Annotated in this window: 12 protein-coding genes and 1 pseudogene; 1 reads left to right on the top strand and 12 read right to left on the bottom strand. The window is 74.9% G+C overall.

Going from position 1 to position 10,789, the window contains the following annotated elements:
- The 7 genes and pseudogenes from ADY01_RS26405 to ADY01_RS26375 all read right to left on the bottom strand — a co-directional run.
- A partial coding sequence (locus tag ADY01_RS26405; RefSeq protein WP_049578507.1) for an SURF1 family protein occupies window positions 1-818 on the bottom strand: 818 nt, incomplete at its 3' end.
- Between the two features lie 25 nt (window positions 819-843).
- A pseudogene (locus tag ADY01_RS26400) lies at window positions 844-1,221 on the bottom strand (BRCT domain-containing protein); the annotation flags it as partial.
- A 528-nt stretch (window positions 1,222-1,749) separates the two neighbouring features.
- Window positions 1,750-2,370, bottom strand: coding sequence for an alkaline shock response membrane anchor protein AmaP (amaP, locus tag ADY01_RS26395; RefSeq protein WP_199826312.1), 621 nt, complete (start codon window positions 2,368-2,370; stop codon window positions 1,750-1,752).
- A 7-nt stretch (window positions 2,371-2,377) separates the two neighbouring features.
- On the bottom strand, window positions 2,378-3,052 hold the full coding sequence (locus ADY01_RS26390) for a DUF6286 domain-containing protein (RefSeq protein ID WP_049578505.1): 675 nt from the start codon (window positions 3,050-3,052) through the stop codon (window positions 2,378-2,380).
- A complete protein-coding gene (locus ADY01_RS26385; RefSeq protein WP_049578513.1) occupies window positions 3,049-3,426 on the bottom strand; it encodes an Asp23/Gls24 family envelope stress response protein in 378 nt (125 codons plus the stop codon). Before ADY01_RS26385 ends, ADY01_RS26390 begins: the two co-directional genes overlap by 4 nt.
- Before the next feature lie 2 nt (window positions 3,427-3,428).
- The gene (locus ADY01_RS26380) at window positions 3,429-3,623 is read right to left on the bottom strand and encodes a hypothetical protein (RefSeq protein ID WP_049578503.1); all 195 of its coding nucleotides are present in this window, start codon (window positions 3,621-3,623) and stop codon (window positions 3,429-3,431) included.
- Window positions 3,624-3,653: 30 nt separating this feature from the next.
- Window positions 3,654-4,169 carry an Asp23/Gls24 family envelope stress response protein gene (locus tag ADY01_RS26375; protein ID WP_078900623.1) on the bottom strand — a complete coding sequence of 172 codons (516 nt, stop codon included), beginning with the start codon at window positions 4,167-4,169 and terminating at the stop codon, window positions 3,654-3,656.
- A gap of 90 nt (window positions 4,170-4,259) precedes the next feature.
- Here ADY01_RS26375 and ADY01_RS26370 point away from each other — a divergent pair, with 90 nt between their 5' ends.
- Window positions 4,260-5,012 carry a hypothetical protein gene (locus ADY01_RS26370; protein WP_053171223.1) on the top strand — a complete coding sequence of 251 codons (753 nt, stop codon included), beginning with the start codon at window positions 4,260-4,262 and terminating at the stop codon, window positions 5,010-5,012.
- Window positions 5,013-5,037: 25 nt separating this feature from the next.
- Here the strand turns inward: ADY01_RS26370 and ADY01_RS26365 are convergent, their stop codons facing one another.
- From ADY01_RS26365 to ADY01_RS26345, 5 genes are all read right to left on the bottom strand, one after another.
- Window positions 5,038-5,817: an enoyl-CoA hydratase/isomerase family protein gene (locus tag ADY01_RS26365; RefSeq protein ID WP_049578501.1), complete on the bottom strand. Its 780-nt coding sequence runs from the start codon at window positions 5,815-5,817 to the stop codon at window positions 5,038-5,040.
- Window positions 5,818-5,891: 74 nt separating this feature from the next.
- The gene (locus ADY01_RS26360) at window positions 5,892-6,116 is read right to left on the bottom strand and encodes a helix-turn-helix domain-containing protein (RefSeq protein WP_049578499.1); all 225 of its coding nucleotides are present in this window, start codon (window positions 6,114-6,116) and stop codon (window positions 5,892-5,894) included.
- A gap of 301 nt (window positions 6,117-6,417) precedes the next feature.
- Window positions 6,418-8,016: an ABC-F family ATP-binding cassette domain-containing protein gene (locus tag ADY01_RS26355; protein ID WP_049578498.1), complete on the bottom strand. Its 1,599-nt coding sequence runs from the start codon at window positions 8,014-8,016 to the stop codon at window positions 6,418-6,420.
- A 164-nt stretch (window positions 8,017-8,180) separates the two neighbouring features.
- The gene (locus ADY01_RS26350) at window positions 8,181-9,527 is read right to left on the bottom strand and encodes a hypothetical protein (RefSeq protein WP_049578496.1); all 1,347 of its coding nucleotides are present in this window, start codon (window positions 9,525-9,527) and stop codon (window positions 8,181-8,183) included.
- A gap of 83 nt (window positions 9,528-9,610) precedes the next feature.
- Complete coding sequence (locus ADY01_RS26345) at window positions 9,611-10,750, bottom strand: alpha/beta hydrolase (RefSeq protein ID WP_049578494.1); 1,140 nt, start codon at window positions 10,748-10,750, stop codon at window positions 9,611-9,613.
- Window positions 10,751-10,789 lie beyond the last annotated feature (39 nt).

Raw genomic sequence — 10,789 nt, 5'->3', positions numbered from 1 at the left:
GGCCCGGGGCCCTCGTCCCCCGCCGGCGTGCCGGCGGGGGCGGGCGCGGGCGCGGCCTCCGCGCGCCGCCGGTCCTGGACCTCGCGGCGCAGCAGCAGCACCCACCCGACCGGAACCCCGGCGGCGAACAGCCACCACTGGAGCGCGTACGCGAAGTGCGCGCCGATGCCCGCGTGGTCCGGCTCCGGCAGCATCTCCGGCTGGGCGCCGGCGTCCGCGGGGGCGGGGGAGGTGGCGGTCAGCTCCAGATAGCCGCCGAGCGTGGGGAGGCCGGTGGCGTCCGCCCGTTCGGCGCTGTTGATCATCATCACCATGCCCTCGGGCAGCCCCGAGCGCTCCCTGATGCCGGTGGTGCCGGAGGACTCGTCGGCCATCAGCCGTCCGGTGACCGTGACCTCGCCCGTGGGCGGCTCCGGCACCTCGGGCATGGTGGTCAGGTCGTCGCCCGCGGGGATCCAGCCGCGGTTGACCACGACGCCCGTGCCGTCCTCCCGCACCAGCGGCGTCAGCACGTGGTATCCCACCGCGCCGTCGGCGTCCGTGCGCTGCCGGACCACGACCTCGTGCTCCGTGTCGTAGGCGCCGGTCGCCGTCACCGGCCGGTACCGGTCCTCCGGGTCGATCGCGCCGTCCACCGGGGACAGCTCGGCCATCGGCACCGGCGGGGCCGCCAGGCTGGCCGAGATCAGGTCGTTGCGCGCGACCCGCTGCTCGTGCCGGTCCAGCTGCCAGAAGCCGAGCCAGACCAGGGCCGGGATCAGCAGCAGCGCGACGAGGGTGAGGATCACCCACTGCCGGGACAGCAGAAAGCGGTACACAGCCCCCGACCGTACCCGAAGGGGGTCAGCCCCCGGTCCCCGGGGCCGCCTCGTTCGGAAGGGCGCCGGGGAGGGACCCCGGCGCGGTGCCGGGCGCGGGCGCCACGTCCCGGAGCAGCTGGGTGAACGCCGCCTCGTCGAGGACGGGCGTGCCGAAGGTCCGTGCCTTGGCCACCTTGGAGGTCAGGGCGTCCGGGTCGTTGGTGACCAGCAGGCTGGTGAGGCGGGAGACGGAGGAGGCGATGTGCAGCCCCGCCTCGAACGCCTGGTCCTCCAGGACCTCGCGGTCGATCGAGGTGTCGCCCGAGAAGGCCACCCGCATGCCCTGCACCAGGCGGCCACCCGTCTCGTACCGACCGGGGTTGGGATGGGGGCAGGGCGGGCGCCGCCTGGCCTGCCGCCAGCCGCCGCCCCGCCAGGCCGCCGCCCCGTCCCTCTCCGCCGGGACCGCGTGACCGACCTGCTCCTCGTCCTGCTGACGGCGGCCCTCTCGGCCGTCTCGGCCCGGGCGGCCGGTCCCGACCTGCATCTGTTCTCGTCCCTGTTCGGCGGCACCGGGTCGCTGAGCAGGGTCGCGTTCGCGGCCCCGTGGCCGGGCGGGTTCGGTACGCCCGACCGGTCGATCGGCGTGCTGGCCTGCGGGCTGCTGTGGCGACGGCGACGGCCGGCCGCGGTCGCCGTCACGCTGCTGACGCTGAGCGTGGTCATGCCGACGGGGATCCCCGCGCTCGTGGCGCTGTTCACGGTGGCCGCCGAGCGATCCCCGGGAACCACCGCGAAGGTCGCCACGCCGGCGGTCCTGCCGCCCCTGCTCCGCGTCCCGCTCTCGCAGGGAACCTCCCTGTCCGTGCTCGTCGCGCCGCTGATCAGCAGCATGCTCATCGCGGGGACCCTCGGCTGGGCCGCGAGGGCTCGTCCCCGGCGAAAGGGGCTAGCTGACCCGGTCCACGGAGTGGCGGGCGGGGTGGAGGCGGGCCTCGGCGGGCAGTGCCGTGAGACCGGCGGAGGCGCGGGCGTGTTCGACGGCCTCGGTGCGCAGGCGTTCCACCACCTCGTGGGGGCGGGCCTGGGGGGTGAGCAGCAGGCCGACCCGCAGCCGTGGCTGGGCCCGCCGGCCGACGATGGCGACCCTGGCCCGTTCGACCCCGGGCAGGGACTCGGCCTCGGCGGCGACCACCTCTTCCATCGCCCGGCCGCGCAGCAGCGCGCCGACGCCGTCGCCGCTGTCGACGACCACCTCGGTCAGCCGGGGCCGCCGCACCTGGGCCAGCAGCCACCACAGCGAGAGCAGCATCACCACGGCCAGGCTCCCGATGACCACCGTCCACCACCAGCCGTGGTCCCGGAACTGCGTGCGGTCGGCGTGGGTGAGCAGCACGTCGTGCGGCGCGCGCCACGAGAAGCCGGAGGGCAGCCAGAGCCCCCAGCGGCGGGGCAGGTCGAGCGCGCCCACCAGGGCCACCAGGCCGACGCCGATGAGGAGCAGGCCGATCAGGCCGATCAGCACCCGGTTGGCGATGCGGAGCACGCCGTCCCCCTTCTTCCCCTTCATCGCGACCTCACCGCCGCGCCGGGCGGCGCACGTGGACGCTCAGCGCGGGCTGCCGGGCCAGGCCGAGTTCCTTGATGCCGTGGTCGAGCACGGCGTCCAGGTCGGACCTGACCACGTCGAGCTCGCGGAAGTGCGCCTCGGCCTGGGCGCGGATCCGGCGGCGGCCCACCGTCACCCGGACCGCCTGGACGCCCGAGACCTCCATCGCGCGGTCCCGCAGGATCACGGCGGCGGCGGCGCGTTCGATGCCGGAACGCATCAGGTCGCTGTCCCGGCGCATCGGCAGCAGGGCGCGCAGGCCGGGGCTGACCGCCATGACGACCAGCCAGGTCCCCACCAGGACGGCCACCCCCGCGCCCACCGCGACCCAGGGGTCGTCCAGCTCGCGGGTGGCGAAGTCGTCGGCGAGGGTGCGGCGCCAGGTGGCGACGGGGCGGGTGGCGCGCACGGACACGATGTCGTAGAGCAGCATCCCCGAGGTGATCAGCAGCACGATGGCCACCAGCGTGGCCGGGGCGCGGCGGACCGACCAGAAGCGGCGAGCCGCCGCGTCCCCACCGCCGCCGGGCTCGTAACGGGCGGCCGAAGCCGACTGGGCCAGGCCGCCGCCCGCCTCCGCGGAGGCGGGCTTCTCCAGCGTCGGGGCCTTCCCCTCCCTCTCGCCCTCGGTGGGCCCGCTCACCGCACCCTCCCCGTGACGTCCCCGTGGAAGTGGGCGGAGCGCAACCGTTCCACGGCGACGGTCACATAGGACGCCTCCATGCCCGCCAACTCCAGGATGCGGTCGGCCACATGACGCCGCACCGCGCCGCACTGGGCCCCGATGTCGGAGGGGTAGCCCAGCTCGACCGCGACCCGGACGGCCGCGAGGCCGCCGGTGCCGTCCGTGCCGGGCGACCGGCTCACCACCGCCGTCGCCTCCGGCATCGCGCCGCCGGGGCGGAGCACCTCCCTGGCCGCCTGCGCGGCGAGCTTGGCGACGACGCGCTCGGTGATCCGCGTCGCGCCGCGGTCGCCCGCGGGCGTCTCGGGGTCCGCGGTCCGGGTCTCGGTCACCGTCACCGCCGCCGGTCGTCGTCGCGGTCCCTGACCCGGAAGAAGTCACCCGGCTCCAGGTCGCCGTCGACGAACCTGCCGACCACGAAGCCGATGGTGCCCAGCGCCGCCACCAGCAGGAAGGCTCCGAATCCGCCGAAGTACGCGGCGAAGCCCAGCGCCATCCCGGCGATCATGCCGACCACAGCCATGTTCATGATGTGCTCCTGGCTCGCGCTCAGTCCCGGCTATTGCAGCGGAGGCCGCTCGTCGTCGTCCTCCTCGCCGTCGGGCAGATTGACGTCGCCGACGTTGATGTTGACCTCGACGACCTCAAGCCCGGTCATGCGCTCCACGGCCGCGATGACGTTCTCCCGTACCGTACGGGAAACGTCGGCGATGGAAACGCCGTACTCCACAACGATTTCGAGATCGAGCGCGGTCTGCACCTCGCCGACCTCCGCCTTGACGCCGCGGGTCGCCGACTTGCTCGCCCCCGGCACGCGGTCCCGCACCGCGCCGAACGTACGGGCGAGCCCGCTGCCCATGGCGTGAACGCCCACCACGTCCCGCGCCGCCATCCCGGCGATCTTCGCCACCACGCCGTCGGCGATGGTGGTACGGCCCCGCGTGGCGGGATCCCCCGTGCCGCGGCGCGTCCCCAACTGCTTGCCGGGCGCGTCGATCGTCGTGGCGGTGGTGCTCGTGCCCTGCTCCGTACTGGTGTCGGTCACTGCGCCTTCACCCCTTTCCGAGAGCCACATTAGGCGTGTCCCCCGACACGCGACATACGAGATGCTGTACCCAGTCCCGGCGCATTGAGTACGGCCGGGTGAGAACAGAGAGTAAAGGTCATGGGTGCGGACCCGGTACGCGGCGCGGTGCGGCGGCAGTTGAGCCTCGGCAGGCTGGTGCCGCTCGGGAGACCCGTGAACGGCGCGGGCGCCTGGCTGGCGGAACGGGCGGCGGAGCCGGTGCTGCGCCGGGCGGCCGAGTCCGTGCCCGGCGTGCGGGTGGAGGAGATCCGCCTCTCCCGCGCGGACCCCGGCACGGACACAGACACGGACACGGACGGGGATCCCGGACCCGAGGCCGCCGTTCCCCCGCCGCCGAGCGGCCTCCCGCCGGGGCCGCTGCGGATCACGGCGAGGTTCGCGACCGGCGCGCGGCGCCCGTTGCCCGCGTACGCGGAGGACGTGCGCGCCGCCCTCGCCGCGGCGGCGGCCGGGCGCCTCGGCCTGGAGGTGGCGGCGGTCGACTGCGAGGTGACCGGCCTCGACACCGAGCCGGCGCGGCCGTCCCCTCCCGGGGCCGCGGACCGGGCACGGGAGCCGGTGGCGGCGCGCGTGCCCCCCGCGGGTCCGGCCACCGAGGTGGCCGCGGCCGTCCTCGCCGTCCCCGGGGTGCGGGACCTCGCCGGCGACCTGGGCGGCCCGTCCCAGGCCGTGGTCCTCTCCGGCGACGGCCGGCGGATCAGGGTGCAGCTCACCACGGACGCCACCCACCGCACCCGCGATGTCGCGCTCGCGGCCGGAGCGGCGGCGGCGCGCGCCGCGCGGGATCCGGCCCTCGTCACCGTCGTGGTCACCGACATCGTCGGGCCCTGAGGGCCCTGAGCCTCGGGCCCCGATCTCACTCCCCCAGGCCCGCGAGGTCGCGCAGGCGGCGGGCCTGCGCGGCGCGCTCCTGGGCGCGTTGCGCGTCATAGGTGCGGTCCGCCGCCGACCGGAGCAGGGCCTTGGTCTCGATCAGGGCCTCGCGCGGGGCGGCGAGCAGCGCCGCGGTGAGGTCGTCGGTGGCGGCGTCGAGGTCGGTGAGGGGGACCACCAGGTTGGCGAGGCCGATCCGCTCCGCCTCCTCGGCGTGGACGGCGCGGCCGGTGGCACAGATCTCCAGGGCGCGGGCGTACCCCACCAGGGAGACCAGCGGGTGCGTTCCCCCGAGGTCGGGGACCAGACCGAGCGAGGTCTCGCGCATGGCGAACCGGGCGTCCTCGGCGCAGACGCGCAGGTCGCAGGCGAGGGCGAGCTGGAAACCCGCGCCGATCGCGTGGCCCTGGACGGCGGCTACCGTCACCAGGTCGCTCCCGCGCCACCAGGTGAACGCCTCCTGGAACCCGGCGATGGTCGCGTCCAGTTCCCCGTCGGAGGAACGGGCCAGGCCGGGGAGGGAGATCTCGCCCTCGATGCCGCCGGGCGTGAGGATCCGCCGGTCGAGCCCGGCCGAGAACGAGGCACCCTCGCCGCGCAGCACCACCACCCGGACCGAGCCGGGCAGCCGCCTGCCGGTCTCGGCCAGGGCCCGCCACATCGCCGGGGTCTGCGCGTTGCGCTTCTCCGCGCGGGTCAGCGTGACGGTCGCCACCGCGCCGGTGACGGTGGCGCGTACTCCGTCCGTGTCGAGCAGGCTCATCGCGGCCTCCGGTGGGTGTTACTGCGCGGTAATAACTGCCCGCAGCGTAACGTGCCCTCGGCCGGTCCGGGCCGTCAGGGGGTCGGGGCCGCCTTCTTGCCGCGCGTCGCGCCGCCCCGGCCGCGCAGTGTGACGTCGGCCTCGCTGAGCATGCGGTGCACGAAGCCGTACGACCTGCCGGTCTCCTCGGCCAGCGCCCGGATGCTCGCTCCCGACTCGTATTTCTGCTTCAGGTCCGCCGCGAGCCTCTCGCGCGCGGCGCCGGTCACCCGGCTGCCCTTCTTCAGAGTCTCGGCCACTCGTGCCTCCTCGTGCGAAGTGCGCTCTGCTCTCTCATGATCACCCCTATCCCGCTTCCTGGCCACCCATTCACCGAGGTCCGTACGACAAGCGGACAGCCGGGCCGGCGGCGGGGAGCGCGCGGTCCTCGGGTCACCGCGCGTGTTCGAGCACAAACGGGCAGGTCAGAGTGGACCGGCACCCCGGCGCTCGGCACAGGGCCGGGACGCGCCGGGGTACGTCAGACCTCACTCTTATGAATGATCAAGCATGGGCCGAATGATCCACCGCGCGTGATCACAAACGGTGGACGCGTGGCACTCACGCAAGAGCGACCAGGTCCGCGTAGTCGGCGCTCCAGAGGTCCTCGACGCCGTCGGGAAGGAGGATGATGCGCTCCGGCTGGAGGGCGTCCACCGCGCCCTCGTCGTGCGTGACGAGGACCACCGCACCGGAGAAGCTGTGCAGCGCGCCGAGGATCTCCTCCCGGCTCGCCGGGTCGAGGTTGTTCGTCGGCTCGTCGAGCAGCAGCACGTTGGCCGAGGAGACGACCAGGGTGGCCAGGGCGAGGCGGGTCTTCTCGCCGCCGGAGAGGACCGAGGCGGGCTTGTCCACGTCCTCGCCGGAGAACAGGAAGGAGCCCAGCGTCTTGCGGACGTCGACCATGTCCATGTCCGGGGCGGCCGAGCGCATGTTCTCCAGCACGGTCCGGTCCGGGTCCAGCGTCTCGTGCTCCTGGGCGTAGTAGCCCAGCTTCAGGCCGTGGCCCGGGGCGACCCCGCCGGTGTCCGGCTTCTCGATCCCGGCCAGGAGGCGCAGCAACGTGGTCTTGCCCGCGCCGTTGAGCCCGAGGATGACCACGCGCGAGCCCCGGTCGATGGCGAGCGAGACGTCGGTGAAGATCTCCAGCGAGCCGTAGGACTTGGACAGCGACTCGGCGGTGAGCGGTGTCTTGCCGCAGGGCGCCGGGTCGGGGAAGCGGAGCTTGGCCACCTTGTCGTTGCGGCGCTCGTCCTCGAGACCGGACAGCAGCCGCTCGGCGCGGCGGGCCATGTTCTGCGCGGCGGTCGCCTTGGTGGCCTTGGCGCGCATCTTGTCGGCCTGCGCGTTCAGGGCGGCGGCCTTCTTCTCCGCGTTGGCCCGCTCGCGCCTGCGGCGCTTCTCGTCGGCCTCGCGCTGGACCTGGTACTGCTTCCAGCCCATGTTGTAGATGTCGATATGGGACCGGTTGGCGTCCAGGTAGAACACCTTGTTGACCACGGTCTCGATCAGGTTGATGTCGTGGGAGATCACGACCAGGCCGCCGCGGTAGGTCCTCAGGAAGTCGCGGAGCCAGACGACCGAGTCGGCGTCCAGGTGGTTCGTCGGCTCGTCGAGCAGCAGGGTGTCGGCGTCCGAGAAGAGGATGCGGGCCAGCTCGACGCGGCGGCGCTGGCCGCCGGAGAGCGTGTGGAGCGGCTGGCCGAGCACGCGGTCGGGCAGCCCGAGGCTGGCGGCGATGGTCGCCGCCTCAGCCTCCGCCGCGTATCCGCCCCTGGTCAGGAACTCGGTCTCCAGACGCTCGTACTTCTTCATGGCGCGGTCGCGCACGGCTCCCTGGCCGGCGGACATCCGCTCCTCGTTCTCGCGCATGCCGCGCAGCACGGTGTCCAGGCCGCGGGCGGAGAGGATGCGGTCGCGGGCGAGGATGCCGAGGTCGCCGGTGCGCGGGTCCTGCGGCAGGTAGCCCACCTCGCCGCCGCGGGTGATGGTGCCGCCGGCCGGTGTGCCCTCGCCGGCGAGGCACTTGGTGAGCGTGGTCTTGCCGGCGCCGTTGCGCCCGACCAGCCCGATGCGGTCGCCCTTGGCGATGCGGAAGGACGCGGACTCGATGAGGATGCGGGCACCGGCGCGCAGCTCGATGCCGGAGGCGGTGATCACGGACTGACTCCAGGAATGCGAAGGGGAACGTACGGGCGCGAACTGGGGCGAGGCGTACGTCCGCTAATGCACGAGGAGCGATGTGTCCATGCGGGCAGTCTACCGGTGCCGGGCAACCGGTTTTCCGGGTGAGAGGAGCCGGCGGCCCGCGGGGCGGCCATGGCTCAGGCGCCGCCCGTGTGGACCTGGAACGCGGCACGCCTGACGCGTTTGGCCACGGCCGGATCGGGGTGGGCGGCGGCGAGGGCGAGCAGCACCTGAACCGTGCGGGGGTGGCCGCAGGTGCGGATCTCGTTGACCAGTTCGACGACGGAGGGCTGGGGGGCGGCGTCCAGGTGGTCGAGCAGGACCCGCTCGGCGCCGTGCTCGTGCGCGGCCGACGCGGTGTCCACCCAGAGCCAGGTCTCCTCGGCGCGGGTGAGGATCCCGTGGGCGGAGTCCGTGGTGTCGCGGGGGTCGCCCGCCTGGTGGTCGGCCAGCCACAGCAGCGCATAGGGACGGAGCACCGGCTCGTCGGAGGCGGCCCGTATGGCGGGCAGGGCGGGGGCGCCGACGACGCGCAGCGCCTCGAAGGCCAGGCCCCGGATGAGGGCGTCCTCGCCGCGGGCGGCGTTGAGCAGCTCGGTGACGGCCGGTCCGCTGGGGCGCACGGCGAGCCAGGCGCGGTACTCGGCGCGGGCGGGCCCCGGGGTGAGGTTGGCGCAGCCGCGGAGCATGGCGACGGCGGACTGCTCGATGTTGCCCGCGGGGCTCTGGGCGGCGATGCAGATGTGCTCCAGCTTGGTCCACATCGCCCAGCTGCCGAGCTCGGTGAGGACGGCCCGCTCCGGGTGGTGGCTGCGGGCGTGGAGGGTGAGGGCGCCGACGGCGGCGAGGGTGTCGAGCGCCCAGCCGAGGAGGCGGACCAGCTCCGCGGTGTCGCTGCCGTCCGTTATCCCGTCGTCCGAGGCGCGGTCAGCGCGCAGCTCGGAGATGCGCCGGCGCAGCAGGTCGATGAGCCCGGCCCCGGTCACCGGGCCGTCCGAGAGCTGCATGACCGACAGCAGCTGCGGAACGGCCGCGACCACGTCGGCCAGCGCGCCCGGGTCGGCGTCCGGGGGCGCGGGCCTGGCCAGGGACCACGCGTCGAACAGCGCGACCCAGCCGCGCAGCGCCGCCGTGTCGTCGCGGTCCCAGGCGCGCAGCCGCCACCCGGCGCGCGGCTGTTCGCCCTGGCGCTCCTGGCTCTGCTCGACGAGCCCGGCGAGGCGGGCGCGGCCCCAGTGGTCGCGGACCTGGCTGACGGTCAGGCCCAGCTCCTGCGCGGCCCGCTCGGCGGCGGCGTCGGGCGAGGTGCCGGTGCGCTCGGCCCAGTGCGCGAGGCGGACGGCGTCGGCCAGGAGGGCGCGGGCGCGCCGGGCCAGCTCGTCCTGCGGGGCGACGCCTTTGGGGGGTGTGGGGGTCCTCCTGCCGGCCGGCGCGCGTCTGCCCGCCGCGGCGCGCTGGGTGGGTGTCTGAGGGACAAGTCGCAACCGGGGCTCACGCGGAGTTCGGGACGTCACGGGAGCAGTTTCACCGGTCCGGCCTCGAAAGCCCAAACCCCCCGCCCAGCGGCCTACATGAGCGGGGTCAGGAAGTGGCGCAGCCGCTCCTCGTAGGCGGCGGGATCCGCGTTCCACAGGGCGGCGTGCTGCGCGTCGGGCACGGAGTGGAGGGTGACGGCCTCCGGGTGGCGCGCGGCCAGCGCGCGGGACGCGTCCCAGGGCGCGATGGTGTCCGCCGGGCCGTGCAGCACGAGGACGGGCAGCGGTGTCCCCCGGGAGGCGAGCGGGTTCTCCGGAGGGCGGTCGCCCGGGTCGAGGCCGAAGCCGCCGCGGGCGGCGCGGACGGCGAGCGGCAGCAGCGGCCGGGGAACGCCGCGGTCGGCGGCGAGGGCGCGCAGCGTGGCCTCCGGGTCGAGGACGGGCGAGTCGAGGACGAGGCCGCAGAGGCGGTCGCGGTCCGGGGAGTGGCGGGCGGCGCGCAGGGCCATGGCGGCGCCCGCGGACCAGCCGTAGAGGACCACGCGCTCGGCGCCCCGGCCGACGGCGTGGCGCAGGGCGGCGTCGGCGTCGTGCCACTCGGCGGCGCCCAGGCGGCTGACGCGGTCGGCGGGCCGGGGCGCGCCGGGGTCGCCCCGGTAGCCGGGGACGAGGACGGGGAAGCGGTGGTCGTGGAGGAACGGCAGCAGGTTGAGCGGGTGCTCGCGTGTGGCGCCGAGGCCGTGGAGGGCGATGATCCAGGTGTCGCGGTCCCCCTCGACGAACCAGGCGGGCAACGTGCCCTGCTCCGCCGGGATGGAGACGTCGGTGTGGGCGATGCCGAGGGCGGTGGGGTCGCCGCGGTGGAGCTGCGGGGTGAGCTCCACGGTGGTGCCGGGGATGAGTTCGCCGCGGTTGACGCGCTCCAGCCTGCGGACGACGCTGTGGGGCGCCACGGGGACGTCGAGGACGGGGCCGACGACGGCGTGGCAGGCCCTGGCGATGATGCCGTAGGTGCCGGGGCGCACGGAGTCCAGCGTGCGGGTGAGGGTGATCCTGTCGTCCGTGGTGGCGTGCACGACGAGCGTGGCGCGGCCGAATCCGGCGGGGCGCTGGGGCCTGGCGACGCTGAGCGCGGTGTCGCCCGCCCACCGCCCGGCCACGACCGCGCCCACGGCCGCCCCGGCCCCGAGCACGGTGGAGGCGGCCAGGGCCGCCGTGGTGCGCCGACGCATGAGGCCAAGCATGGTCCCGTCCCGGCCACCACGCCACCC

This window comes from Streptomyces sp. SBT349 (assembly GCF_001083795.1).
Classification (GTDB): Bacteria; Actinomycetota; Actinomycetes; order Streptomycetales; family Streptomycetaceae; genus Streptomyces.
Note: the sequence above shows the minus strand (reverse complement) of the source record. Positions and strands in the feature narration are given on the sequence as shown.